Annotated in this window: 20 protein-coding genes; 14 read left to right on the top strand and 6 right to left on the bottom strand. The window is 73.6% G+C overall.

The features are described from left to right. Positions 1–14: 14 nt before the first annotated feature. The 5 genes from BLW04_RS00925 to BLW04_RS00905 all read left to right on the top strand — a co-directional run bounded on the left by BLW04_RS00925 (position 15) and on the right by BLW04_RS00905 (position 7366). On the top strand, positions 15–839 hold the full coding sequence (locus BLW04_RS00925; protein ID WP_091536169.1) for a biotin--[acetyl-CoA-carboxylase] ligase: 825 nt from the start codon (positions 15–17) through the stop codon (positions 837–839). Positions 840–1016: 177 nt separating this feature from the next. Continuing rightward, positions 1017–1559, top strand: coding sequence for a PH domain-containing protein (locus BLW04_RS00920; protein WP_091536167.1), 543 nt, complete (start codon positions 1017–1019; stop codon positions 1557–1559). 168 nt (positions 1560–1727) lie between these two features. Then, positions 1728–3251 (top strand): acyltransferase family protein, encoded by a 1524-nt coding sequence (locus tag BLW04_RS00915; protein WP_175483843.1) that lies wholly within the window; start codon positions 1728–1730, stop codon positions 3249–3251. A 9-nt stretch (positions 3252–3260) separates the two neighbouring features. Then, complete coding sequence (locus tag BLW04_RS00910; protein ID WP_091536162.1) at positions 3261–4409, top strand: exonuclease SbcCD subunit D; 1149 nt, start codon at positions 3261–3263, stop codon at positions 4407–4409. Next, positions 4406–7366: an AAA family ATPase gene (locus BLW04_RS00905; protein ID WP_091536159.1), complete on the top strand. Its 2961-nt coding sequence runs from the start codon at positions 4406–4408 to the stop codon at positions 7364–7366. The genes BLW04_RS00910 and BLW04_RS00905 overlap by 4 nt, the downstream gene beginning before the upstream one ends. Positions 7367–7396: 30 nt before the next feature. Here BLW04_RS00905 and BLW04_RS00900 read toward each other — a convergent pair whose 3' ends face one another. Continuing rightward, on the bottom strand, positions 7397–7891 hold the full coding sequence (locus BLW04_RS00900; RefSeq protein WP_091536157.1) for a GtrA family protein: 495 nt from the start codon (positions 7889–7891) through the stop codon (positions 7397–7399). 73 nt (positions 7892–7964) lie between these two features. Between BLW04_RS00900 and BLW04_RS00895 the strand changes: the two genes are divergently transcribed. The 4 genes from BLW04_RS00895 to BLW04_RS00880 all read left to right on the top strand — a co-directional run bounded on the left by BLW04_RS00895 (position 7965) and on the right by BLW04_RS00880 (position 11783). Next, the gene (locus BLW04_RS00895) at positions 7965–9170 is read left to right on the top strand and encodes a 5-(carboxyamino)imidazole ribonucleotide synthase (RefSeq protein ID WP_091536154.1); all 1206 of its coding nucleotides are present in this window, start codon (positions 7965–7967) and stop codon (positions 9168–9170) included. Positions 9171–9194: 24 nt separating this feature from the next. Next, on the top strand, positions 9195–9701 hold the full coding sequence (purE, locus tag BLW04_RS00890) for a 5-(carboxyamino)imidazole ribonucleotide mutase (protein ID WP_091536152.1): 507 nt from the start codon (positions 9195–9197) through the stop codon (positions 9699–9701). A gap of 56 nt (positions 9702–9757) precedes the next feature. Continuing rightward, the gene (locus BLW04_RS00885; protein ID WP_091536149.1) at positions 9758–10912 is read left to right on the top strand and encodes an acyl-CoA dehydrogenase family protein; all 1155 of its coding nucleotides are present in this window, start codon (positions 9758–9760) and stop codon (positions 10910–10912) included. 115 nt (positions 10913–11027) lie between these two features. Then, a complete protein-coding gene (locus tag BLW04_RS00880) occupies positions 11028–11783 on the top strand; it encodes an SGNH/GDSL hydrolase family protein (protein ID WP_175483842.1) in 756 nt (251 codons plus the stop codon). A gap of 6 nt (positions 11784–11789) precedes the next feature. Here the strand turns inward: BLW04_RS00880 and BLW04_RS00875 are convergent, their stop codons facing one another. The 5 genes from BLW04_RS00875 to BLW04_RS00855 are packed head-to-tail and all read right to left on the bottom strand — an operon-like array spanning position 11790 to position 16507. Continuing rightward, a complete protein-coding gene (locus BLW04_RS00875; RefSeq protein WP_091536145.1) occupies positions 11790–12611 on the bottom strand; it encodes a DUF1028 domain-containing protein in 822 nt (273 codons plus the stop codon). 7 nt (positions 12612–12618) lie between these two features. Then, positions 12619–13287 carry a CoA transferase subunit B gene (locus BLW04_RS00870; RefSeq protein ID WP_091536142.1) on the bottom strand — a complete coding sequence of 223 codons (669 nt, stop codon included), beginning with the start codon at positions 13285–13287 and terminating at the stop codon, positions 12619–12621. A gap of 2 nt (positions 13288–13289) precedes the next feature. Further along, the gene (locus BLW04_RS00865; RefSeq protein ID WP_091536140.1) at positions 13290–14111 is read right to left on the bottom strand and encodes a CoA transferase subunit A; all 822 of its coding nucleotides are present in this window, start codon (positions 14109–14111) and stop codon (positions 13290–13292) included. A gap of 39 nt (positions 14112–14150) precedes the next feature. Beyond that, positions 14151–14954 carry a TIGR03089 family protein gene (locus BLW04_RS00860; protein ID WP_091536137.1) on the bottom strand — a complete coding sequence of 268 codons (804 nt, stop codon included), beginning with the start codon at positions 14952–14954 and terminating at the stop codon, positions 14151–14153. Then, positions 14954–16507, bottom strand: a complete 1554-nt coding sequence (locus BLW04_RS00855) for an LCP family protein (protein ID WP_091536133.1) — start codon at positions 16505–16507, stop codon at positions 14954–14956. Before BLW04_RS00855 ends, BLW04_RS00860 begins: the two co-directional genes overlap by 1 nt. A gap of 471 nt (positions 16508–16978) precedes the next feature. Here BLW04_RS00855 and BLW04_RS00850 point away from each other — a divergent pair, with 471 nt between their 5' ends. From BLW04_RS00850 to BLW04_RS00825, 5 genes are all read left to right on the top strand, one after another. After that, the gene (locus BLW04_RS00850) at positions 16979–19606 is read left to right on the top strand and encodes an N-acetylmuramoyl-L-alanine amidase (protein WP_254780959.1); all 2628 of its coding nucleotides are present in this window, start codon (positions 16979–16981) and stop codon (positions 19604–19606) included. 38 nt (positions 19607–19644) lie between these two features. Further along, the gene (locus tag BLW04_RS00845) at positions 19645–20208 is read left to right on the top strand and encodes a hypothetical protein (RefSeq protein ID WP_091536128.1); all 564 of its coding nucleotides are present in this window, start codon (positions 19645–19647) and stop codon (positions 20206–20208) included. After that, positions 20205–23126: a hypothetical protein gene (locus BLW04_RS00840; RefSeq protein WP_091536125.1), complete on the top strand. Its 2922-nt coding sequence runs from the start codon at positions 20205–20207 to the stop codon at positions 23124–23126. The genes BLW04_RS00845 and BLW04_RS00840 overlap by 4 nt, the downstream gene beginning before the upstream one ends. A 243-nt stretch (positions 23127–23369) precedes the next feature. Then, positions 23370–24809: a hypothetical protein gene (locus BLW04_RS00830; protein ID WP_091536120.1), complete on the top strand. Its 1440-nt coding sequence runs from the start codon at positions 23370–23372 to the stop codon at positions 24807–24809. Beyond that, complete coding sequence (locus BLW04_RS00825; protein ID WP_091536117.1) at positions 24806–25750, top strand: glycosyltransferase family 2 protein; 945 nt, start codon at positions 24806–24808, stop codon at positions 25748–25750. The genes BLW04_RS00830 and BLW04_RS00825 overlap by 4 nt, the downstream gene beginning before the upstream one ends. Positions 25751–25779 lie beyond the last annotated feature (29 nt).

Genomic DNA, 25779 nt, shown 5'->3' with positions numbered 1-25779 from the left:
GTAGCGTAGGTGACATGCCCGACGCCGACTCCGCGGAGCCCGACCGCCCGGCGCTGGACGCCCCAGCGCTGGCCGCCGACCTCCTCGGGGCCAGCTCGCTGTGGCGATCGCTGGAAGTTGTCGACCGGATCGGCTCGACGAATGCCGCGTTGGTGACGGCCGCCGCCGGCGACGCCCCCGAGGGCGCGGTTCTGGTCGCCGAGCACCAGGACGCCGGACGTGGCCGGCTGGACCGGGTCTGGACCTCCCCGCCGCGCGCCGGCCTGACCGTCTCGCTGCTGGTGCGCCCCGACGTGCCGGCCGCGCGCCGGGCCTGGCTGTCGCTGCTCACCGGCGTGGCGCTGGCCGAGGCCGTGTCGGAGGTCGCCCGCGTCCGGACCTCGCTGAAGTGGCCCAACGACCTGCTCGCCCCCAGTGGTGCGAAGCTCGCCGGCATCCTCGCCGAGACCAGCGGGCGGGCCGTGGTGATCGGCACGGGGCTGAACGTGTCCACCCGGGCCGACGAGTTGCCCGACACCGGGACGGCTCTGGCGCTGGTCGCCGGCGGGCCGGTGGACCGGGGCGCGGTCCTGCTCGCCTACCTGCGGGCCTTCGAGCGCCGCTACCTGCGCTGGGTCGGGGCGCTCGGCGACCCGGTCTCCTCGGGGCTGGCGCAGGACTACCTGGCCTGGTGCTCGACGGTCGGGACGGCGGTCACCGTGACGATGCCCGACGGGTCGGCGCTGCACGGCGTCGCCGAGGCGGTCGACTGGGACGGGCGGCTGGTCGTTCGCACCCACGGCGGCGTGGTCGAGCTGGCCTCCGGCGACGTGCTACACGTGCGGGGGACGACATCGTGACCGTGCAGATCGTGACCCTGTCGGGCGACATCGCGGCCAGGGGAGTGGTCCGGCGGCGCTGAGGCTCTTTCCGGTCCTCCTCGACGAGACTCCGGCCCGCCTCGTCGTCCGGAGCGGACGGCGCCGCGACGGGCGCTTTCCGGGATCAGGCCGCCTGGGTGCGCCATCCTTGTAGGCGTGGCGTACCCCGACCGGATCCTCGGTGACGACGAAGAGGTCGTGCGTCACCTGCACCCGCACTGGCTGACCGTCTTTTGGCCGTTCGTGGTCTTCCTGCTGCTGGTGGGCGGGGCCTCCTTCGGCGCCGCGGTCGTGCCGGCCGGGAACCAGCAGGCCCTCTGGCGACTGGTCGTGGCCGGGGTGGCCCTGGTGCTCGCCCTGGTGCTGGTGGCCGTGCCGCTGCTGCGGTGGCGGACCACCCACTACGTCATCACCACGCACCGGCTGCTCTACCGCACCGGCATCCTGTCCCGCAGCGGTCGCGACATCGGGCTGTCCCGGATCACGGACGTCTCCTACCGGCAGAGCCTGTGGGAACGCATGATCAACTCGGGCAGCCTCACGGTGGAGACGGCCGGCGAAGGAGGCCCCACCGTCTTCTCCTCGTTGCCCGACAGTGACGAGGCCCAGCAGCTGCTCAACCAGCTGGTCGAGGAGGACGCCGACCGCCGGGCGCAGGGAAGGTCCGGGTATCCGGGGGACCGCCTCGGCTCTGGCTGACCGCGTGCCCCAGCGCGGCGCCTTCGGTCACGGACTGTCAGTACCTGACGACGCAGCGGTGAGGATTGTGGAACGTCATGCCCGAGTGACGCGCGGCGGCCACGGATAGCGTCGATGACGAAGGCTCGCGGACCGTTCCTTCACGTCGTTCGTCCCGGGGGAGTCCTGTTGTCCACTGCACTGCGTCCAGCGCGGAGCCCGCAGGGGTCCACGGCGCCCCGGGGGGAGATCAAGGCCCTCACCGGGCTCCGGGCGGTGGCCGCAACCTGGGTCGTGCTCTACCACTTCCAGGGACAGCTGTGGCCGATCACCGACCAGGCGCCGTTCCTGAAGCCGCTCCTCAACGCGGGCTGGACCGGCGTCGAGCTGTTCTTCGTGCTCAGCGGAGTCGTGATCGCCCGCAGCTACCTCGACGAGTGTGGCCGGCGGTGGAGCACGCGCGGAGCGCTGCGGTTCCTCTTCAACCGGTTCGCCCGGGTCTGGCCCGCCTATGCGGTGGTTACCGTCGTCGCCTTCTCGCTCATCCTGGTCGCGCAGGACATCGGGCTGCGGACCGACGTCGTGTCGCCGCACCCGGCAGCCGATCTCCGTCACCTCGCCAGTCAGTTGTCCATGACGCAGATGTGGGGCCGGGACACCCTGGTCGGGTCGAGCTTCGTCAACCCCGCGTGGTCGATCAGCGCAGAGTGGCTGGCCTATCTGTGCTTCCCTTTGCTCGCCCTAGCCATGTGCCGCTTCCGGCGCCTGCACCCGGCCGTGTCTCTCACCCTCGCCGTCGCCGCGACCGCGCCGCTGTTCCTGCGGGCGTTCCAGGAGGGACCGCATGACACCGAGGTCAACTGGGTCCTCCGCATCGCGTGCTGCTTCGTCGCCGGGGTCTTCGTCTCCCTCGCCGTCCGCGGGATGGAGGAGCGCAAAAGTGCCGACAGCTGGGGGCTCTTCCTCTCCGTCGTCTCCCTCGCCGGGGTCGTCCTCGCCTGCTTCTGGAACACGTGGCGGCGGGCGGGTGACCCGACCGTCGATTTCGCCGGTGTGGTTACGGCCTGCTACCCGCTCCTCGTCGCCGGCCTGATGTTGACCAGGCGCGGGCCGGCCCGGGTCCTGGCCTCGGCGCCGCTGCTCTACGGGGGCCGCATCTCCTACTGCCTGTACCTGGTGCACTTCCTGGTCAAGGAGGTCGCGCTGACCCTCGTCTGGCGCCCGGGCGACGCGCCCGGAGCGCTGACCCCGGGGCTGGTCCTCGCCGTCCCGGCGCTGGTCCTGCTTTCCGGGGTGTTGGCCGCCGGCCTGCACCACGGTGTCGAGGAGCCGGCCCGACGACTGCTGCTGGCTCTCTGGAGGCGACTTCCGGGCGAGGCCGGTAGGCGTCGCGTCCAGGTGGCCGCCGTCCCGGCGGCGCCCGCGCTGGTCACCGAGGCGCGGGGGCTGCGCCAGGTCCTCGGGCCGCCGACACAGCGGCTGGCCGCGGTCGGCGGCATGCGGCAGCCCCTGCCAGTTCGGCCGGCGTTGGGGCACCACGCCGCCGACGTTCCTCGCCAGGGCCCGATGACCGTGGTGCCCCGTCGGCCCATCGCCTCGGCAGCCCACGGCGTGCGCGCCGGCTCTGTGCCCCGCAGCGCGCACCCCGGCTCGCGGGGGCGCGGACCGGCCGCGGACGGGGCGCACGCCCGAACTGTCGGACGCTCGTCCTAGCCTCCCCGCATGCGGCTGCTGCACACCTCCGACTGGCACATCGGCCGTTCGCTCCACGGCACCGACCTGCTCGCCGAGCAGGACCGGGTACTGGCGCGGCTGGCCGAGGTGGTGGCGACCGAGGGGGTCGACGTAGTCCTGGTGGCCGGCGACGTCTACGACCGGGCCGTGCCCTCCGCCGACGCGACAGCGGTGCTCGACCGGGCGCTGACCCGGTTGCGGTCGGCGGGCGCGGCGGTGGTGCTGACGCCGGGCAACCACGACTCGGCCCGCCGGCTGGGCTTTGCCTCGGGCCTCCTGGCGGTCTCCGGCGTGCACGTGCGCGCGTCCACGCCGAGGCTCGACGAACCGGTGCTGCTAGCCGACGAGCACGGCGACGTCGCGGTCTACGGGCTTCCGTACCTGGAGCCGGAGGTGGCCCGGCACGAGCTCGGCCTGGCCGAGGCGCGTAGCCACGAGGCGGTGCTGACCGCGGCCATGGACCGGGTCCGGGCCGACCTGCTCCTCCGGCCCGGCACCCGGTCGGTCGTGCTCGCGCACGCCTTCGTGGGCGGTGGCGTGGCCAGCGACAGCGAGCGCGACATCTGCATCGGCGGCGTCGACCTGGTGCCGGCGTCGGTCTTCGACGGCGTCGACTACGTGGCCCTCGGACACCTGCACCGGCCACAGTCACTCAGCCCGCGGGTTCGCTACAGCGGTTCGCCGTTGGCCTATTCCTTCGGCGAGGCCGGCCAGGACAAGCAGGCCTGGCTGGTCGACCTGGACGCCGATGGTCTGGCCGACGTGCGCCCGGTGCCACTCGCCGCCCCCCGCTCGCTGACCGTGCTCACCGGGGAGCTGGAGGAGCTGCTCGCCGACGCGGCGCACGCACCTCTCGAGGAGCACTTCGTCTCCGCGCGGCTCACCGACCCGGTGCGCCCGGCCGACCCCATGCGCCGCCTGCAGGCCCGCTTCCCGCACTGCGTGCACCTGGAGTGGACCGGTGGCGCCGAGGTCACCGACGGGCGCAGCTACCAGGAGCGGCTCGCCGGCCGCAGCGATCTCGAGGTGGCCGGGGAGTTCGTCCGGCACGTCCGCGGGTTGGACGCCGGCTCCACCGAGCGTGAGCTGCTGGGCCGCGCACTGCTCGCCGCGGGCCGTGACGAGGTCGCCCGGTGAGGGTCCACCGGCTGACCGTCACCGCCTTCGGGCCCTTCGCCGACCCGGTCACCATCGACCTCGACGAGGTCGGCCGCGACGGCCTATTCCTGCTCTGGGGAGCGACCGGGGCGGGGAAGACCACCTTGCTCGACGCGATCGTCTTCGCCCTCTACGGCACCGTCCCCGGCGCGCGGGGCGAGGAACGGCGACTGCGCAGCGACCACGCGTCCTCCGGGGTGCGCACCGAGGTCGAGTGCGAGGTCACGCTGGGTGGAGAGCGGTTGCTGGTCCGCCGGCGGCCCGAGCAGCAGCGCCCCAAGCTGCGCGGCACCGGCTGGACCACCGAACAGGCCAAGCTGACCGTCCAGCGGTGGGCCGACGGCAGCTGGGAACCCGTGAGCACACGCATCGACGAGGGGTCCGAACACCTGCGCACCCGGCTGGGACTGTCGGCCGAGCAGTTCTGCCAGGTCGTGCTCCTGCCGCAGGGCGACTTCGCCCGCTTCCTGCGGGCCGAGCCGGAGGACCGCGGCCGGCTGCTGCGCACGCTGTTCGACGTCGGCAGGTTCGCCCGCGCCGAGGACTGGCTGGCCGAGGAGCGGCGCAGCGCCGCGCAGGCCCTGGAGAAGGCCACCGGCCGGATGGGCACTCTGGTGGCCCTGGTCGCGCAGGTCGCCGACGTCGACGTGCCCGAGGAGCTGGTCCCCGAACTGGTGGGCGCGGCGGCCGGTGGCCGCGTCGACCCATGGGTCGCCGGGGTGCGCGCCGCTGCGGCGGGCCGGCTGGCCACCGCGCAGGCCGAGGCCCAGCGGGCCGCCGAGCGCGTGGCGGAGGTGGACCGCGCGCTGGCTGCCGCCCGCGCGCTGGAGGACCGGCACGTCCGCCGGGAGCGGGCCCGCCGGGAACTGGAACGGCTCACCGCGGCCGAGCCCGAGCTGGCCGGGGTGCGCGCCGCGCTGGACGCCGGCCGGCGGGCCGAACCACTGCGCGATGCCCTGGAGTCCGCCGGGCGCAGCGCGCTGGTGGCCGAGGAGGCCGCCGAGGTTCTGCAGCGCGCCAACTCCGGCTGGACGGCGATCGCGGCCGGCCGGGAGGCCACCATCATGCTGGCGCGGGAGCTGCGCGACGGCGCGGCGGCCGCCCGCGCGCTGTGGCCGGAGGTGCACCGTGCCGAGGAGCTGCGCCGCCGCGCCGATCAGCTCGCCGTCGCGATCGACGAGCTGGACCGCCGGGCAGAGCGGGGCGCGGCTGACCTCGCCGGCTGGCCGGCCCGGCTGGCCGAGCACGAAGCGGCCATCGCGGCCGCCCGGGACGCCGCCAGCCGGCTCCCCGGGTTGTCGGCTGCAGTATCGGCAGCAGAGGTAGCCGCCGAGGCCGCGCAGGCCGCCGAACAGCTCACCGCCGAGGTGAGCCTGACCCGCACCGCCGACCAGGACGCCCGCGAGGTCGTGCTCGACGCCCGTGACGAGCTGGGCCGGCTGCGGTCGGCACGGCTGGACGGGATGGCCGCCGAACTCGCCGCGCAGCTCACCGAGGGCGCCGACTGCCCGGTGTGCGGGTCGACCGAGCACCCGAGGCCGGCCACTGCCGCTCCGTCGGCGGTGACGGCCGACGACGAGGAGCGCGCCCGCCGGGCCGTCGAGCACGCAGAGGAGCGTGCCGCGGTCGCGCGTGCCGCCCTGGAGGACAGGCAGCGCCGGCTGGCCGCCGAGCAGGCCCGGGCCGGCGACGCCCCGCCGGAGGAGCTGCGGGCCGCGCTGGCCGCAGCCCGCGCGGACGAGCGCGTCGCCGCCGAGCTGGCCGCCGGGCTGGCAGCCGGCGAGGCCGAGATGGTCGCCGTCACCGCCCAGCGCGACGCCACGCAGCGCCAGGTCGCCGACGACCGGGAGGCGCTCGAGCGGGCGCGCGCCGAGTCCGCCGCTGCCTCCGCTGCCTGGACCGAGCTCCAGGAACGGCTGACCGCTGCCTGCGGGCAGGACGCCGACCTGGACGCGCGCATCACCCGGCTGGTCGCCGAGGCCGAGCGCTGCGAAGCGCTGGTCGAGGCCGACGGGGCCGAGCTGCGCGCCCAGTCCGCCGCCGACAGTGGCCGGCGGGCCGCCGAGCAGCGGGTTGCCGAGAGCGGCTTCCCCGACCTGCTCGCCGCCGCCGACGCCCTGCTCGACCGCGAACGGCTTGCCGCGCTCGCGACGGGGGTCGAGGAGCACGACCATCAGCGGGCGGTGCTCAGCGCCGCCTTGGCCGAGCCGGAGCTGGCCGACCTCGAGCCGCGACCGGACCTCGACGCCGCCCGGTCGCGGTGTCAGGGCAGCACCGCAGCCCGCGAGGAAGCGGTGACGGTGGCCGTGCAGGCGCGCCGGTGCGCGATCTCCCTCGACGACCTCGCCGGTGAGGTGACCGCTGTCGAGCTCGAGCTGGACGAGCGGCGGGCGTGGGCCGACCAGGTGACCGCCCTGGCCGACCTGGTCAACGGCCGGGGCGCCAACACGCTGCGGATGCGGCTGCAGTCCTTCGTGCTCGCCGCCCGCCTCGAACAGGTCGCCGAGGTGGCCAGCCGCCGGCTGCAGGACATGTCCGGCGGCCGCTACACCTTCGTGCACAGCGACGCGCTCGGCCGGCACGGTGCCCGCGGGGGCCTCGGGCTCGACGTCCTGGATGAGTACACCGGGGTTCAGCGGCCCACCAAGACGCTGTCCGGCGGGGAGAGCTTCATGGCCTCGCTCGCCCTCGCGCTCGGCCTGGCCGACGTGGTCACCGCCGAGAGCGGGGGAGTGCAGCTGGACACCCTCTTCGTCGACGAGGGCTTCGGCACTCTGGACCCCCAGGCGCTGGATGCGGTGATGACCGTGCTGGACGAGCTGCGGCGGGGCGGGCGCTCGGTGGGGCTGATCAGCCACGTCGAGGAGCTGCGTACCCGGATCAGCAGCCGGGTCGAGGTGATCGCCGGCCGGCACGGCTCCCGGCTGGCGGGCTGAGCGACGCGGACCTGACGGTTGACGGCGCTGTCAGCTCGCCCGGTCGAGCGGGCGGGACCGGGCGACGCCACCTTTCGGTGTCGGGTCCGGTGCGGGGAAGACCCAGCGGCGGTAGCAGAGGTAGCGAATGACCGTTCCCATCACGATCGAGGCGATGTTTGCCGCTTGCAGCATCAACGCGCCGTCCTGGGCCAGCGGGTAGCGCACGACCGCCACGATGCCCACGGCCAGCAGGAGGGTGACGCCGTTGATGGCGGTGAACAGCAGGTACTCGCGGCGCACACCAGTACGGGCCCGGTGCGAGAACGACCAGTACCGGTGCCCGACGTATGCCACCGACATGGAGACCAGCGTCGACAACAGTTTGGCCGTCACCGCGCCCACGCCCAGGTGGGCGTACAACAGCTGAAACAGCGCGATGTCGATGACGAAGCAGGTGCCGCCGACGACGCCGAAGGCGCCCAGCTCCTTGAGGAGCAGCCGCCACGTGCCGAGCCAGCGGCGGGGGACGGTCTGCAGCGGCACGTGCCGACTGTAGGTCGTCGGTCCGCGTCGCCGCTGGTCGAGCGGGGACGGACGCAGGTAGCCTCACCCCACGATGGCCGCCTCTCTCGACCCGCGCACCCGCCTGCCCGTCGTGGCCATGATCGGCGGCGGTCAGCTCTCCCGGATGACGCACCAGGCCGCGATCGCGCTCGGCCAGACGCTCCGGGTCCTGGCCACCGACTCCACCGAGTGCGCCGCCCTGGTCACCGCCGACGTCCAGCTCGGCGACCACCGGGAGCTCGCCGACCTGCGCCGCCTGGCCGACGGCGCGACCGTGGTCACCTTCGACCACGAGCACGTGCCCACCGAGCACCTGCAGGCCCTGGTGGACGCCGGGCACCGGGTCGCCCCCGGCCCGGCCGCGCTGGTGCACGCCCAGGACAAGCTGGTGCTTCGACGCGCGCTTGCGGAGGCGGGGGAGCCGCAGCCGGCGTGGGCGCAGGCGCGCACCGTCCACGACGTCACCGCCTTCGCCGACGACGTCGGGTGGCCGGTCGTGCTCAAGACGCCGCGGGGCGGCTACGACGGCAAGGGCGTGTTCGTCGTCGACGGTCCCGGCGAGGTGGCCGACCTCCTCGAGCAGCACGGCAGCCTGCTGGCCGAGGAGCGGGTGGCGATGGTCCGCGAGCTGGCCGCCCAGGTGGCGCGCTCGCCGTTCGGGCAGGTGGCCGTCTGGCCGGTGGTCGAGACGGTGCAGAGGAACGGCGTCTGCAACGAGGTGCTGGCCCCCGCCCCTGGCCTGGACGACGAGCTGGCCACCGCGGCCCAGGAGCTCGCCGTCCGGATCGCCGACCGGCTCGGGGTGGTCGGCATGCTCACCGTCGAGTTGTTCCAGACCGCCGACGGGATCGTGGTCAACGAGCTGGCCATGCGGCCCCACAACTCCGGGCACTGGACGATCGAGGGTGCCCGGACCAGCCAGTTCGAGCAACACCTGCGCGCCGTCCTGGACTACCCGCTCGGCTCCACGGCGATGACCGCGCCGGTCGTGGTGATGGCCAACGTGCTGGGCGGCGACACCGCCGCCGACGACTGGGCGGGGCCGGGCCTGGACGAGCGGGTGCACCACTTCATGGCGCACTGGCCCGACGTCAAGCTGCACTGGTACGGCAAGGGGCAGCGGCGCGGCCGCAAGCTGGGCCACGTCACGGCCCTGGGCGAGAACCTGGCCGAGGTGCGGGCCCGCGCGGGCGCCGCCGCCCGCTACCTGGCCGACGGCGTCGTCGACGACGCGTTCGCCTTCGCCGACGAGCACTGACCCCCCGAGCAGACGGAGCCCCACATGAGCGACCCGATCGTCGGCATCGTCATGGGCAGCGACTCCGACTGGCCGATGTTGGCGTCAGCGGCCGAGGCGCTGGCGGAGTTCGGTGTCCCGTACGAGGTGCACGTCGTCTCCGCCCACCGCACACCCCGGCGGATGCTCGACTACGCCGAGGGCGCCGCGGGCCGCGGCCTGCGGGTGGTCATCGCCGGGGCCGGGGGAGCGGCCCACCTGCCCGGGATGGTCGCCGCGGCCACGCCGCTGCCGGTGATCGGCGTGCCCCGGCCGCTGGACTCCCTCGATGGTCTGGACAGCCTGCTGTCGATCGTGCAGATGCCCGCGGGCGTACCGGTGGCCACCGTCGGCATCGGCGGCGGCCGCAACGCCGGGCTGCTCGCCGTCCGCATCCTGGCCGCCGGCGACGACCGGCTGCGCGCCGCCGTCGAGCGCTTCCAGACCGAGCTGGCCGACGAGGTGGTGGTCCGGGACACACGGCTGCAGGAGCGGCTCGCTGCCACCGACTGACTCCTTTGGCGGTGAGTCCGTGGACCAGGCGCGGACGGCGGACCTACGCTGTACCCGTGGGTAACAACGCCGCGCTGTACGCGCTGACCGACGAGCACGAGGCCGTCCGTGAGGCGGTGCGGAACATCGCCGAGCGCGAGATCGCGCCGTTCGCCGCCGAGGTGGACGCCCGCTCCCGGTTCCCGGTCGAGGCGCAGAAAGCACTCACGGCCGCCGGTCTCCACGCCACCCACATCGGTGAGGCCTATGGCGGCGAGGGCGCGGACGCCATCGCCACCTGCATCCTCATCGAGGAGGTCGCCCGGGTCGACGCGAGCGCGTCGCTGATCCCAGCGGTGAACAAGCTCGGCTCGATGCCGATCATCCTGTCCGCGTCGGAGGAGCTGAAGCAGGCGGTGCTGCCCTCCATCGCCGCCGGCGACGCGATGATCAGCTACGGGCTGTCCGAGCGCGAGGCCGGCTCGGACGCCGTGGCGATGAAGACCCAGGCCCGCCGGGAGGGCGACACCTGGGTGCTCAACGGGACCAAGGCCTGGATCACCAACTCCGGCGTCTCCGAGTGGTACACGGTCATGGCAGTCACCGATCCGCAGAAGGGTGCGAACGGCATCTCCGCCTTCGTCGTGCACCGCGACGACCCGGGCTTCGCCGTTGGCCCCAAGGAACGGAAGATGGGCATCAAGGGCTCACCCACCTGCGAGCTGTACTTCACCGGCTGCACCATCCCGGCTGACCGGGTCATCGGGGCGCCGGGCACCGGCTTCAAGACCGCGCTGCGCACGCTCGACTTCACCCGCCCGACCATCGGCGCGCAGGCGGTAGGCATCGCCCAGGGCGCACTGGATGCCGCGGTGGCCTACACCAAGGAGCGCCGCCAGTTCGGCTCGGCCATCTCCGCGTTCCAGGGCGTGCAGTTCATGCTCGCCGACATGGAGATGAAGATCGAGGCCGCCCGGCACCTCGTCTACGTCGCCGCCGCCGCCGGCGAGCAGGGGCGCCCGGACGTCACGCGGGTCTCCGCCTCGGCCAAGGCCTTTGCCTCCGATGTGGCCATGCAGGTGACCACCGACGCGGTGCAGCTGTTCGGTGGCGCCGGCTACACCCAGGACTTCCCGGTCGAGCGGATGATGCGCGACGCCAAAATCACCCAGATCTACGAGGGCACCAACCAGGTGCAGCGGATGGTCATCGCCCGGTCACTGCTGTGTTGAGCCGGCCGTCGCCGCCAGGACGACCGCCGGCCGCGGTGCGAGCGGCTGCCGGATGTGGCGGCCGCCATGTCGGTCGGTTCCGGCCGGCCGGGTCGCGCCCCGGCATCCTGGAAACGTGAGCCCGCATCGCCGGACGCTGCTGACCTCGGCGTGGACCCTGCTCCTGCTCCTGCCGCTCACCTCGTGCGGCTCAGGCGAGAGCGGGAGCGGGAGGGGGAGCGCCGCAGCGGTCGCGACGCCGGCCGCACCCACCACCACCGACACCCCGGCGGCCACCGACACGCCGACCGTCACTTCCCCGGACGCGGCAGCCGTCCTCCGGGTGGCGTTTCTGGGCGACTCGTACACGGTCGGTGTCGGTTCCTCGATCGCGGGCTACGTCGCCGCGGTCGCCGATGGGATGGGCTGGAAGGCGGTCAACGACGGACAGTCGGGAACCGGCTACCTCAATCCCGGCCCCGGCGCTGGGACGTCGGTCTTCGCCGGCCGGGTCCCGGCCGTCGCCGCCGAGGTCCCGGACGTCGTCGTGGTGCAGGGCAGCACCAACGACGTCGGGCAGGACCCCAACGCCGTCGGTCAGGCAGCCGACCACCTCTACGGGGCACTGGCCGCTGCCCTGCCGCGCAGCCGGATCGTCGTCGTGGGGCCACTGGCCGCGCCGAGCGTCGACCCGGCCGGCGTGCTGTCCATCCGGGACGCGCTGGCCGCGGCGGCCGCCCGGGCCGGCCTGTCGTTCGTCGACCCGATCGCGGCCGCGTGGCTCCAGCCCCCCGACGGCCTGTACGCCAGTGACAAGTTGCATCCCAACGACGCCGGGTATGCCCAGATCGCCGCACGACTGGTCCGCGCGCTGGGGAAGCTCGGCTTCTGAGGCGGTTCAGTCCAGCAGGCTGCTGACGGCTGACAATCGGGAGTCCTCGGCCATCGAGGCCAGCCAGGTCGACCAGCCCGGCCGGGTGCGCACCGCGAGCAGGGCGGCCCGTGCGGCGTCGCGGTCGCCCCGCCGCGAGGCCGCCAGCGCGCCGTACAGATCGCGGGCGCCCTCCGGGGCGAAGACGGCAAGCGTCTCGTAGTCGCGCTCGTCATAGGCGCGCTGCAGGTTCCGCAGCATCCGTAGCTGGGCCACCGGGTCACCGGAGTCGTCGACCCGCAGGTCGGTGCGCACGCCGTCGTCGTCGTCGGTCGCCGGGGAGCCGCTGACCACCAGCAGCGCCGCGGACTGCCGGCCGCGCAGGTCGCCGCCCGCGTCCTGCCCGGCGGCCAGGGCGGCCAGCAGTCGATCGGCCAGCGTCCCGGTGGCCGCCGTGAAGGCCGCCGCCATCGCCGGCAGGACGTCGTCCGAGGCGAGCATGTTGCCCTGCACGCTAAACCCGTCCCCGAGCTGGTGGCCACTCACCGGCAGCGACCCGCGGCCGGTGTCGGCCGCCACCCGGCCGGCCATGTCGACCACCGCGATCTGCCGGTCGACGTCCTCCGCGGCGTGCGCAGTCCGCCGCACCAGCGCCTGCGGCGAGGCACCCTCGGCCAGCCCGGTCAGCAGCGATCCGCCCAGGCCCCGCCGGCTGCGGGCCTGCACCGCGACCACGCCGACCCCGGGGCGGGCACTGGGCACGGCCCGGCCGACCGCCAGGATGCAGGAGGCGACCGCGATGCCCAGCTCGCCGGTGCCGGCGTCCCGGCCGATGACCGAGAAGGTCACGAGCAGGTCAGACGGCCGCCGGCAGCGCCATGGTCGGCACGTCCCCGTCGGCCTGGAGCGGGGCGGCGGTGGCCGCGATGACCTCGTCGACGGTGACGCCGGGGGCGACCTCGCGCAGCACGAGACCCGCGGGGGTGACGTCGATGACGGCCAGGTCGGTGGCGATGCGGTCGACACAGGCCTTGCCCGTCAGCGGCAGCGAGCACTCCTCGACGATCTTGGCCGAGCCGTCGCGGGCGACGTGCTCCATCATCACGATCACCTTGCGGGCGCCGTGGACCAGGTCCATGGCGCCGCCCATGCCGTTGACCATCTTGCCGGGGATCAGCCAGTTGGCCAGGTCGCCGCGGGTGTTGACCTGCATGGCCCCCAGCACGGCGACGTCGATGTGCCGGCCGCGGATCATGCCGAAGGACTGGGCGGAGTCGAAGAAGCTCGCCCCGGGCAGGAGGGTGATGGTCTCCTTGCCGGCGTTGATCAGGTCCGGGTCCTCCTCGCCCTCGTAGGGATAGGGGCCGACGCCCAGGACGCCGTTCTCGCTCTGCAGCACCACCTGGACACCGTCGGGCACGAAGTTGGGCACCAGGGTCGGCATGCCGATGCCGAGGTTGACGTACTGGCCGTCGCGCAGGTCGAGAGCGACGCGGGCGGCGAGCTGGTCGCGGGTCAAGGACATCGTCAGCTCTCCTGCGTTCCGTCGGTGCCGGCTGCCGCCGGGGTGGCCGGGTCGTCGGCCGGGGCACCGGCGCCGGGGCGGGGCCGGGTGGTGCGGTTCTCGATCTTCTTACCCTCGGGGCCTACCACCACGACCCGCTGCACGTAGATTCCGGGTAGGTGCACGGCTTCGGGCAGGATCTCCCCGGGCTCGACCAGTCGCTCGACCTCGGCGATGGTGACCCGGGCGGCCATGCCGCAGAGCGGGTTGAAGTTGCGGGCCGACTCGTGGAACACCAGGTTGCCGTGCCGGTCGGCCAGCGCCGCCCGGACCAGCCCGTAGTCGGCGGTGAGCGCGGTCTCCAGCACGTAGTCCTGGTCGCCGAAGCGGCGGACCTCCTTGGGCGGGCTGGTCTGCACGACGGTGCCCTCGGCGTCGTAGCGGACCGGGATACCGCCGTCGGCGACCAGCGTGCCCACCCCGGTCGGGGTGTAAAAGGCCGGAACGCCCGACCCGCCGGCGCGCAGCCGTTCGGCCAGGGAGCCCTGCGGGGTCAGCTCGACCTCCAGCTGGCCGGACAGGTAGAGCCGGGCGAGCTCCTTGTTGCCACCGACGAAGGAGCTGATCGTCCGGGAGATGCGGCCGGCGTAGAGCAGCACGCCCAGCGCCTGGTCGTCGACCCCGCAGTTGTTCGAGATCGTGGTCAGCCGGCTGGTGCCCTGCTCGAGGAGCGCGTCGATGAGGGCGAACGGCACGCCGCACAGCCCGAACCCGCCCACGGCCACGGTGGCGCCGTCCGGGATGTCGGCCACCGCCTCACGGGCGTTGGAAACGACCTTGTCCACTTGTTCGACCACCATCCATCGAGTGCTGGGCTGGCAGCGTCAGGCGGGGCGGCCCAGCTCGCGGATCCCGTCGAGCTTCAGCCCGAGCGTAGCGGTCACCCGTTCGGCTTCAGCGCGACCCGGCAGGCGGTCGGCGAAGGCGTGCCGGCACAGCACCAGCGAGGCGCCGGCGGCCAGGGGGGCCAGCAGCCAGGCGACCGGCCCCGCGGCGGTGGCGGTCTGGTCGTCGACGAGCACCCGGTCGCCGGGCGAGAGGCCCAGTCGTCCGGCAAGTTCCTGGGCGGTCTCGACCAGGCCGCCCAGGGTCAGCTGCACCCCGCCGAGCAGCAGCCCGGGGGCCGCGGGGTCCACCGGGGCGTAGGGGGAGAAGTGGTCACCGTGCGCCCGGACCTCCAGGGCGAAGTCGCGGGCCGGTCCCACGTACCCGGCCATCCCCATGCCGAGCGGGTGCAGGGACAGGCCGAGCAGTTCCTCGATGCCCTGATCCTCCAACGGGGGCAGTCGGTCGGCCGCTGCCAGCACGATGTCGGCGCCGTCGAGGCGGTCGTCGTCCTCGGCGGCGGTGTCGAGCACCGCGGCCCCGCAGCTCCACGCGCCCAGCAGCACCGCGGCGGTCTGCCAGTGCACCGGCAGGGCGACGGCGACGGTGCTCCCGGGGCCGACGTCGAACTCGTCCTGCAGCAGGTTGGCCGTCTTCGCCACCCAGTTAGCCAGGGTGGTCGCCGAGAGCTCGACCCGCTCCCCGGTCGCGTCGTCGTAGTGGGTGATCAGCGGTGCGGTGCCGGCGGCGCGGACGCGGGCGGCGAGCAGGTCTGCCGGGGTCGCTGGGATGTCCGGGCCCATCAGTTGATGCAGCTCGTGTCCGCCGCGGTACGCGGGTCCTCGCCGGTGGTGGTCGCGGCCGGGGGAGCGACCACCACCGGCTGTCCGATGCCGTTGAAGTCCGAACCGAGCACCAGCTGGACGGTGCCGGTGGTCGCGCTGTCCAACACCGAGGTGACGGCGCCGGGGATCGCGGCCGCGAGCGTGGCAGCCAGCGCCTCGTCCCCGCTGGCGTACCGGACCTCGGTGGCGGTGTAGTCCGACGAGTCGGCGTTGGCGGTGCTGGTGACCTTGAAGCCCGCGCCGGCCAGGTCCGAGGCGGCGGTGGCGGCCAGCCCCTTGGTGCCCGAGCCGTTGTAGACCTCCACGGACACGTCGGCGGGGGCCACGGTCGCCGGTGCGGCCGGGGTGGCCGCCGTCGTCTCCGCCGCCTTCGGTTCCGCGGACAGCTCGGCGAAGAACGCGTGCAACTTGTCGGTGTCCTCCAGCCGCAGGATGTAGCGGCCGGCGTCGTCGGTGTCGTCGCCGACGTAGGGGATGGTCTGGAAGTCGATGCTGCCGGCGGTCACCGACTGCATCTGCTGGGCCAGCTGCAGCAGGTTCAGCGTCTGGTCGACCGTCAGTGCCTCCGCCGCGGCCTGCACCAGCTGACGCTGCTTGCCCAGGTCCAGCAGCACGTTGTCCGACAGCATGTTGCGCAGCACGCCGGCGATGAACACCTGCTGGCGGATGATCCGGTCGAAGTCGCCCCGCGGCAGGCCGTGCCGCTGCCGGACGAACTTCAGCGCGTCGGCGCCGCTGATCGTCTGGGGGCCGGCGGGGAACACCGCGCCGGAGTAGAAGGAGTCGTCGACCGCCTCGCAGAGGTTGACCTGGACACCGCCGACGACGCTGGAGAGCTGGAAGAAGCCGAGCAGGTCCACCTCGGCGTAGTGGTCGATCTGCAGGCCGGTGAGCTGGCTGATCGTCCGGACGAGCAGCTGGGCCCCGGCGGCGCGCACGTCGGCGTCGCTCGCGCCCTCGTCGGCGTCCTGCATGCCGTAGGAGTAGGCCGCGTTGAGCTTGTCCTGTCCGTGCCCGGGGATCGACACGTAGGAGTCGCGGGGGAAGGAGACGAAGGAGGCCTTCGACCCGTCGGCCGGGACGTGCACGAGGATCATCGTGTCGGTGTTGGTGCCGGAGTCGGTGCCGGCGTTGAGCTCGGCCAGCTGCTCGTCGGTGAGCGCGGCGCGGCTGTCGTTTCCGACCAGCAGCAGGTTCAGCGCCTCGCCGACGTCGCCTACGTCGTCGTTCCCGGCGGTCGGGATGGCGTCGGTCCGGTTCACTGTGGCCTCGGCGACGCGGCCCAGGTACCAGCCCCAGCCGCTGGCCACCAGCAGCACGAGCGAGACCAGACCGGCGACGACCCGGGCGGTCGTCGCCGCCCGGGCGCCACCCCGTGCGGGGCGGGGGGACCCGGTCTCGGCGGCCGTCGAGCCGGGCCCGGAGCGGGGGGAGCGGCCGAGGCGGGGGTCCAGCCGCGGCGGCAGGGCGCGCGAGGCGTTCGGCGCCTGGCGCTCGTCGTCTGTGCTCACGGCGTCGTCCTCACGTCTGCGGGCCCGACGTCGGTGAGGTGCCCAGGATGGCCCGTCGTCTGGCGGCGTGGTCGTCGGCGACTGTACGTCGCAGGACCGGGCGGTCCGGTCGGTCGCGCCGCCTGGCGGCCGCCGTGTCCCGTCCCGCCAGACCCACCGCGTCCGTCTCGTCGCACGCGCACCAACGGCACCTCCGGTCGGGCGGCCGGTGGAGGACCCGCCGCCCGGTCCGGCCACAGTGGAGCCCGCGGTCGAGACGGTTCAAGTCCCGCGCGTCCATCGTCCGGCGGGCGGCTGGTCATGTGTGCCGCCCGGGGACCTGCCTGCCCGGGCCGGCGGGCAGTCCGGTGTCGGCCGGCCACGCCGCCGACTCAAGAAGCGGTTCCCCGGGGTCGATGAAGCAGGAGGAAGCGGTCGGCAGCAGCGTGCCGACCGGGCAACCGCTCATCGGAGGACCTCCTCGTGCGCCGAATGTTCGTGGGTCTCACCGCCATCGTGGCCCTGACCGCGACCCTGCTCGTCCTGCCCGTCTACGCCGCGCCTGCGCCGGAGCCGGAGCCGGTCACCACCTCGAGCGACCTTGTGGACCTCGGCTCGGTCGAGGAACCGGCCCCGGCCGCCGACGTCCAGGCCGGCACCACCGACCCGGTCGCCGGGGTCACCGCGACGGCACCGACGCTCACGGTGACCCGTACCGGGGTCGACCCGTTCTCCCTCGTCGGCGTCACCTGGGCCTACGACCCGGCAGTCACCGACACCGTCGTCCAGGTCCGGGTGCTGGAGGCGGGCGGCGGCTGGGGTGCGTGGACTGAGGTCAGCACGGAGACCGCCGACCAGGGGACGACGACGCGCACCGGTGCGGAGCTGCGCGGCGGCACCAGCCCGCTGTGGACCGGGCGGAGCACCGGCGTCGAGTTGGAGCTCGTGACCCGGTCGGGCGCACAGCCCACCGACGTCCAGCTGGACCTCGTGGATCCGGGCACGAGCGAGGCGGATACGGCACTCGGCGTCCCGGACATCACCGACACCGCGCACGCGGCCACGACCATGCCGGCCGTCTACTCCCGGGCGCAGTGGGGAGCCGACGAGTCCATCCGTACCTGGGCTCCGCAGTACGCGGCGACGATCAAGGCCGCGACCCTGCACCACACCGCCGACACCAACAACTACACCGCCGCCGACGTGCCGGCGATGATGCGTTCGATCTACCGGTATCACACGGTCAGCCTGGGCTGGGGCGACATCGGCTACAACGTCATCGTCGACAAGTTCGGCCGGATGTTCGAGGGCCGTTACGGCGGCCTGGCAAGCACCGTGATCGGAGCTCACGCCGGTGGCTTCAACACCTCGACGTTCGGCGTGTCGATGCTGGGCAACTATGACGTCGTGGGCGTGCCCCAGGCCACCGTCGACGCCGTCTCGGCGATCATCGCCTGGAAGTTCTCCCTCTTCGGAATGAACCCGCAGGGCACGACGGTGCTCACCTCCAGCGGCGGCGGCACGTCCCGGTATGCAGCGGGGACGAAGGTCACCCTGCCCACCATCTTCGGGCACCGTGACGTCGGAAGCACCGCGTGTCCCGGCCAGTACGGCTACTCCCGCCTCGCCGAGATCCGGGACCGGGTCACCAGTCTGATGGGCACCGACACCCCGCAGATCACCGCCCGCTACGACTCGGACGTCACGCTGCGGGCCGCGCTCGGCGCGAAGACGGGCATCGAGGCTACGGCGGCGGGGGTCAGCTGGCAGCCGTACGTGGGGGGCAACCTCTACTACAGCCCGGCCACGGGGGTCGTGTACGTGCACGGCGCCGTGCTGAGCCGGTACCTGGCGGCCGGGGGGCCTGCCTCCCTCGGCGCCCCGAACGCCGAGGAGCGCGGGCTGCCCGACGGGCGCGGCGTGCGGGCCGACTTCGAGCAGGGGGCCGTCTACTGGACGGCGGCGACCGGTGCGCACGTCGTCCGCGGCGCCTTGCTGGCCTACTGGGCGTCCACCGGTGCCGAGACCGGCCCGCTGGGGTACCCGGTCGTCAGCGAAATCTCGGCCGATCGGGTCGGCGCCGTGTCGCGATTCGAGAACGGCACCGTATACTGGTCGCCGACCACTGGCGCCCGGACGGTCCGCGGTGGCGTCGCGGCCGCCTACGAGGTGGCCGGCGCGGAGACGGGCGTGCTGGGTTACCCGGTGTCCGAGGAGACCACTGTCGCGGGGAACCGGGGACGGGTGCAGCAGTTCACGAGCGGCTCGGTCTACTGGACGCCGGCCTTCGGCGCGCTCGTCGTGCGCGGCGGTGTCGGCGCGACCTGGGCCTCGCTCGGCGGTCCGACCGGTGTCCTCGGCTTCCCGACGTCCATTGAATGGACCGCCCCGGACGGCAAGGGCCGTGTCCAGCTCTTCGAGGGCGGCTCGGTCTACTGGACGGCGGCCACCGGCGCCCACGGGATCTGGGGCGGCATCAGGAGCACCTGGGTCGCCGCCGGGGCCGAGGCCGGTCCGGCCGGGTACCCGACATCGGAGGAGGCGCCGACCGGTCAGGGCGCTGGCATCGTCCAGCAGTTCCAGAGCGGGCAGGTCTACTGGCTGCCCGAGACCGGCGCCCGCATGGTGCGTGGGGCGGTGGGCAGCCAGTGGCTGGCCTCCGGTGGGGTGTCCGGCCGGCTGGGCTACCCGACCTCGGACGAGCAGGACGTCCCGGGTCGCGCTGCCCGCGTCCAGCTCTTCCGGGGCGGGGCGGTCTACTGGTCGGCGGCCACTGCCGCGCACATCGTCCGGGGCGACATCGCCACCGCCTACGAGGCGGCCGGTGGGGTCGGCGGCGTCATGGGTCTGCCGGTGACCGAGGCCGTGGCGACTGCCGACGGCGTCGGACGCGTCCAGTCCTTCCAGGGTGGACCGGTGTACTGGTCGGCGGCGGGCGGCGCGCACGTCGTGCGCGGCGCCATCGGTTCGGCCTGGCTGGCGGGCGGCGGTCCGACCGGCCGGTTGGGCTACCCGACGAGTAGTGAGACGGGGACCTCGGCAGGGGTCGTCCAGGAGTTCCAGGGTGGCTCGGTCACCTGGCCGACGACCACTTACTCGACCGCTGTGAGCCCCCGGTGAGCCGCCGGGCAGGCCGAGCGGCCGCACGGTGGCGGGGCGTGGTCCTGGTCGCCGCGGTGTGGGCCGGTCTCACCGCCGGCTGCGGCAGTGACCCGGTCGAGTCACGAAGTGCCGCCGACCCGGTCGACGGCACCGCCGCGGCCCCGTCCGCCGGTGCCGCGGACGGCACGGTGGACGGCACGGTGGACGGCACGGTGGACGCGGAGACGGACGCGGGGAGCGACGGCGCGTCTGACGGGGAGGGGACGGACGAGGGGGCGGTCGCCTCGGCGACCCCCACCGCGTCCTCGTCGCGCGGCGACTCCGTTGCCGTCGTGATCACCTACGGCGCCGTCCAGGACGACACCGGGTTCTTGGAGGTCAGCGGGTTCGCCGACGGCGTCGTGGAGTTCGACGGGACCTGTGTCCTCACCCTCAGCCAGCCGGGTTTCGCCGACGTCAGCACCCGGGCCGAGGCCGTCCCGGACGCGCGCAGCACCTCGTGCGGCGCGCTCACCGTGCGGCTGGACCAGTTGGGTCCAGGTCCGGTGACCGCCCTGCTGACCTACCGGTCGGGTCGTTCGTCCGGCACGTCAGACCCGCTGACTATCCCCACACCATGACGGAGACCACGATGATTTCCCCCCACGGCCGCATCCGCCGCGGCCTCAGTGTCATCATCCTTGTCGCCGTGGTGGTCGCCGGGATCGCCTGGCTCGGGCCGCGGGACACCGCCCAAGCGGCCGATCTCAGCCGGTTCCAGGCAGGCGACATCATCAGTGACGCCTTCTTCTACGACGGCTGGGCGATGTCGGCCGGCGACGTCCAGGCGTTCCTGGACCAGAAGGGCGCATCGTGCCGCACCGGCGCCGACGGGACCTCCTGCCTGAAGGTCTTCCGGCAGGACACCGCGTCGCGGGCCGGCGACGACCGCTGCGCCGGTTACCAGGGTGGACTGCAGGAGAGCGCGGCGGTGATCATCACCAAGGTCGCGCAGGCGTGCGGCATCAGCCCCCGGGTGCTGCTGGTCATGCTCCAGAAGGAGCAGGCCCTCGTGACCAACAGCGGGGCGAGTCTCAACGCGACCCGGTACCGCAGCGCGATGGGCTTTGGTTGTCCGGACACCGCGCCGTGCGACACCCTCTACTACGGCTTCTACAACCAGGTCTACAGCGCTGCACGGCAGTTCAAGAACTACGCCGCCACGCCCCAGAACTACGCCGCCACGCCCCAGAAGTACGGCTACCGAGCCGGTCTTGTCAATCAGGTGCGGTTCTCGCCGAATGCGGCCTGCGGCAGCCCGCAAGTCTACATCCTCAACCAGGCCACGGCGGGGCTGTACAACTACACGCCGTACCAGCCCAACACTGCGGCTCTCAACGCCGGCTACGGCTCTGGTGACGGGTGCTCGGCCTACGGCAACCGGAACTTCTACAGCTACTTCACCGACTGGTTCGGCTCCACGCACGAGCTCGGTGCCACCCAGATCTCCCTGGCGTACTACCGCGTTGGCCCGTCGTCCCTCGGTGGCCCCCTCGGGGACGTCGGCTGCGGCCTGGCCGGTGGCGGGTGTGTCCAGCGTTTCGAGCGGGCCTCGATCTACTGGTCCCCCGGCAGCGGTGCGCACGTCCTCGGCGGAGCGATATTCACCGCCTGGGCCCGGGCCGGCTGGGAGGTCGGCGCCCTCGGCTACCCCATCTCCGACGAGCTGGTGGCCGCGGACGGCGTCGGCCGCCTGCAGCAGTTCCAGGGCGGGTCGGTCTTCTGGTCACCCACCACCAACGCCCAGGTCGTCCGGGGTGTCATGTTCGCGGCCTGGGCCGCGGTCGGTGCGGACACCGGGCCCTACGGCTACCCGATCAGCGGGGAGCTGGTGGCGGCGGACGGCGTCGGCCGGCTGCAGCAGTTCGAGGGCGGGTCGATCTTCTGGTCGCCGGCCACCGGCGCCCGGCCGGTCCGGGCCGCCATCTTCACCACCTGGGCCGGCATGGGCGCTGACACTGGGGTCCTCGGCTACCCCACGAGCGGAGAGCTGGTGGCGGCGGACGGCGTCGGCCGGCTGCAGCAGTTCCAGGGCGGGTCGATCTTTTGGTCCCCGACCACCGGCGCACAGCCGGTGCGCGGCGCCATGTTCGCGGCCTGGGCCCGGCTGGGAGCAGACGCCGGCGCCCTCGGCTACCCCACGGGAGTGGAGGTGCCAGGTGCCGCCGCCGACAGCGTCGTCCAGCAGTTCCAGGGCGGTGCGGCGCACTGGTCACCGGCCACCGGCGGGCACGCGGTCCTGCGGGCGCTCGCCGACGGTTGGGCCCAGCGTGGTGGCGCAGTCGGCCTCCTCGGGCTCCCGGTCGGTGACCAACGCCGGCTGACGGGCGGCGCCGTCGCTCAGGACTTCCAGAACGGCGTCCTCTACGGGCTCTCGGCGACCCAGAGCGTCACCGTCCGCGGTGCGGTCCTGACGAGTTACCGGAAGTACGACGCCGACGCCGGGCCGTTGGGCCTGCCGCTGACCGAGGAGCAGACGGTCGGGTCGACGCAGGTGCAGCAGTTCCAGAGCGGGTCGGTGTACTGGACCGCCGCGTCCGGTGCGCACCCGGTGCGGGGTGCGATCGCGGCGGCGTGGTCGGCGGCCGGTGGCCTTGGTGGCGCTCTGGGTGTGCCGACGAGTGACGAGTTCGACGCCGGGGCGGGTCGCGGGCAGTCGTTCACCGGCGGGACGGTGTACTGGTCGGGCGGTAGTGGAGGTCACGTGGTGCGGGGCGCCATCTGGGCGGCCTACCAGGCCGCGGGTGGGCCGGCCGGGCCGTTGGGCCTGCCGCTGACCGAGGAGCAGACGGTCGGGTCGACGCAGGTGCAGCAGTTCCAGAGCGGGTCGGTGTACCGGACGGCCGCGTCCGGTGCGCACCCGGTGCGGGGTGCGATCGCGGCGGCGTGGTCGGCGGCCGGTGGCCTTGGTGGCGCTCTGGGTGTGCCGACGAGTGACGAGTTCGACGCCGGGGCGGGTCGCGGGCAGTCGTTCACCGGCGGGACGGTGTACTGGTCGGGCGGTAGTGGAGGTCACGTGGTGCGGGGCGCGGTCGCGGCGGCCTACCTGGCCGCGGGTGGGCCGGCCGGGCCGTTGGGCTTGCCGCTGACCGAGGAGCAGACGGTCGGGTCGACGCAGGTGCAGCAGTTCCAGAGCGGGTCGGTGTACCGGACGGCCGCGTCCGGTGCGCACCCGGTGCGCGGCGCGGTCGGGGCGACGTGGTCGGCGACGGGCGGACTCCAGGGACCGCTGGGCGTCCCGACCGGCGACGAGACGCCGCTCGGTTCCGGGGTGGTCCAGCAGTTCCGCGGCGGTGCCCTCTACTGGGCCCCCGCCGCGGGCACCCGCCGCATGGGCGCGGACGTGCTGGCTGCCTGGATCAAGGCCGGCGGGCCGACCGGGACCCTGGGCGAGCCCCTCGCCGATCAGTACGTGCAGGACCAGGCGCAGCGGGTCGACTTCCAGCACGGACGCATCACCATCCGTCCGGGACAGCCGGCCGAGGTGGTGACCGGATGACCGGATGACCGGGTGTCCGGGTGTCCGGGCCGCGGGACGTCGCTGGGATACTGTCGGCGGTCCCGGCGGCGCACCCGATGTCGCCGGGCGCGCCGGCGGAGACCGCGCCGCGGGCGGAGTCGCCGGGGTGGTGCTGGTCCGGTGTCCCCCCGCCGGTCCCGGCGGTGGCGAGCCCGGGCATCGACCCCCCGATGTGCGCCCGCATCCACCCGGTGGCCGGGCACAGGTGACCAGGAAGCGACGGTGCATGATGCGCTCGAGACCAGACGGTGCGCCGGGCGGGAGCCGCGCGACGTCACCGCGCACCGCGCCCCGCAGTCCTCGTCCGAGCCGGGCGCAGTGACGGGCGACGACACCTCGGTGGACGACCGAGTCGTCTCGCCGCTGCGGCGGCTGGTGACCTCGCCCGCCGCCCGGTCCGGCGTGCTCCTGCTCGTCTTTTCGCTGGCCGGGCACATCGGCAACTACCTGTACTACGTGCTCGCCGCCCGGGCGCTGTCGCCAGCGGAGTTCGCCGAGGTGAGCGCGATGACCGGCCTGGCCACCATCGCCTTCATGCCGGCCACCGGGGTGCAGGCCGCGGTGGCGCGCGACGTCGCCGCGCTCACCGCGCGGGGCCTGGCCGCCGAGGCGGCCGCGCTCGCCCGCGCCGTCAGCCGGCGGGTCGGGCTGGTCCAGGTCGGGTTGCTCCTCGTGCTCTGCCTGGGTGCGCCGGCCGCGGTGGCCGTGCTGGACCTGTCCTCGGCGTGGGTGTGGCTGGCCGGCTCGGTGTGGATCGTGCTCGGGCTGGGTCTGCAGATCAGCCTCGGCGTGCACCAGGGCCGCGAGCGCTTCGGCCTGGTCGGCGCGGTGCTGGGCGGCCCCATGGGCGTGCTCCGGCCGATGCTGCTCATCCCCTTCGTCCTCGCCGCCGGGGTGGTCGGCGCGCTCGCCGCGCTGGCGGCCGCGACGGTGGTCGGCCTCGTGATGACCTCCTGGGGCGCCCGGTCCCGGCGGGGTGGCACCGCCGGTCCGGCGCGGCTCCCGCAGGTGCGGACGGCGCTGATCGCGCTGGGGGCGTTCGCGTCCCTGACCAACATCGACCTGCTGATCGCCAAGGTGACGCTGGGCCCGACCGAGGCCGGCCTGTATGCCTCGGCGGCGCTGCTGGGCAAGATCGCCCTCTACGGGCCCTCCGCGCTGGCGCTGATGCTGCTGCCCAAGGTCACCGCACGGGTGGCGTCCTCGCTGAGTGTGCGCAGCCCCGCGCTGCTCACCATGGCGGCCACGGTGCTGACCGGAGCCGCCGTCGCCGTGGCCATCGCACTGGCCCCGGCGTCGCTGGCCGGTGCCGTCTTCGGCGAGGCCTACGCCGGCGCCTATCGGCTGGCTGCCCCGCTCGCCGCGGCCATGACGCTGCTGGCCCTGGTGCACGTCCACATCATGGTGAGTCTTGCGCGCGGCGACCGGGTACTGATCGGCATCGTCGCGGTGGCCGCGGTCGCGCAGGCCGCGGGTCTGCTGCTGCTGGGCGACACCCCGGGCCGGATGGTCCTCGTCACCACGATCGTGGCGGCTGGCACCCTGGCGGCGCACGAACTGAGCTCCCGGTACGGCTTCATCCGACTCGGCCTGCGGGAACCGCAGCGCCACGAGGCATCCACGGCCTCCCCAGCGGGAGCGATCGACGAGGAGGCGACATGACGCTCGACATCATGATCCCGTTCTACGGGGACCCCGACATGCTGCGGCAGACGGTCACCAGCGTGCTCACCCAGACCGACCCCGGCTGGCGCCTGACCGTCGTGGACGACGGCTACCCCGACCCCTCGGTGGCGGAGTGGTTCGGTGCCCTGGACGACGAGCGGGTCACCTACGTTCGCAACGAGCAGAACCTCGGCGCGAACAAGAACTACGAAAAGTGCATGACCCTCGCCACGGAGCAGGACGTGGTCATCCTGGGTGCCGACGACCTGCTGATGCCGGAGTACGTGTCCGTGGTGACCCGGGCCCGGGCAGCGTTCCCGGAGGCGGCGGTCATCCAGCCCGGCGTGAAGGTCATCGACGAGCACGGCGTCGAGTCCCGCACGCTGGTCGACGAGACCAAGAAGCGCCTCTATGCGCCCAAGCTGTCCCAGCGCGCGTCCATGTCGGGGGAGGAGCTGGCACGCAGCCTCCTGCGGGGCAACTGGCTGTACTTCCCCTCGTTGGTCTTCGACGTGGAGAAGGTGCGGGCCATCGGCTTCCGCCCCGGGCTGGACGTCGTCCAGGACCTCGCGCTCGTGCTGGACCTGGTCATGCGCGGTGAGTCCCTCGTCGTCGACCCCACCACCTGCTTCGCCTACCGTCGCCACGGCGGCAGCGACAGCTCGTGGCGGGCCGTCGAGGGCAGCCGGTTCCGTGAAGAGCGGGCGTTCTTCCTCGGTGCCGCGGCCGAGCTCGAGAAGCTCGGCTGGACCCGTGCGGCCCGGGCTGCCCGGCTGCACGCGTCGTCCCGGATGCACGCGCTGACCTACCTGCCGGTGGCGGTGCGCAAGCGCAAGCTGGGGGCGGTGCGGGTGTTGCTCGACCACGGCTTCGGTGGGCTCCGCGACGAGCTCGGCCGGTTGCGCCAGTCCGCCGGGGGGACGTCGAACCCGCGCTGACCGACGTCCGTCGCTGGACCGTCGGTCTC

This window comes from Modestobacter sp. DSM 44400 (genome assembly GCF_900107175.1).
GTDB lineage: Bacteria > Actinomycetota > Actinomycetes > Mycobacteriales > Geodermatophilaceae > Modestobacter.
This window is presented reverse-complemented; position numbering and strand designations above follow the sequence as displayed.

What these genes read in the sequence shown, in the direction of transcription:
- BLW04_RS00860 (WP_091536137.1), bottom strand. Translation starts at nt 14,954, where the DNA reads ATGGGCCCGGACATCCCAGCGACCCCGGCAGACCTGCTCGCCGCCCGC.
- BLW04_RS00840 (WP_091536125.1), top strand. Translation starts at nt 20,205, where the DNA reads ATGACGGAGACCACGATGATTTCCCCCCACGGCCGCATCCGCCGCGGC.
- BLW04_RS00825 (WP_091536117.1), top strand. Translation starts at nt 24,806, where the DNA reads ATGACGCTCGACATCATGATCCCGTTCTACGGGGACCCCGACATGCTG.
- BLW04_RS00925 (WP_091536169.1), top strand. Translation starts at nt 15, where the DNA reads ATGCCCGACGCCGACTCCGCGGAGCCCGACCGCCCGGCGCTGGACGCC.
- purE (WP_091536152.1), top strand. Translation starts at nt 9,195, where the DNA reads ATGAGCGACCCGATCGTCGGCATCGTCATGGGCAGCGACTCCGACTGG.
- BLW04_RS00895 (WP_091536154.1), top strand. Translation starts at nt 7,965, where the DNA reads ATGGCCGCCTCTCTCGACCCGCGCACCCGCCTGCCCGTCGTGGCCATG.
- BLW04_RS00850 (WP_254780959.1), top strand. Translation starts at nt 16,979, where the DNA reads ATGTTCGTGGGTCTCACCGCCATCGTGGCCCTGACCGCGACCCTGCTC.
- BLW04_RS00870 (WP_091536142.1), bottom strand. Translation starts at nt 13,287, where the DNA reads ATGTCCTTGACCCGCGACCAGCTCGCCGCCCGCGTCGCTCTCGACCTG.
- BLW04_RS00910 (WP_091536162.1), top strand. Translation starts at nt 3,261, where the DNA reads ATGCGGCTGCTGCACACCTCCGACTGGCACATCGGCCGTTCGCTCCAC.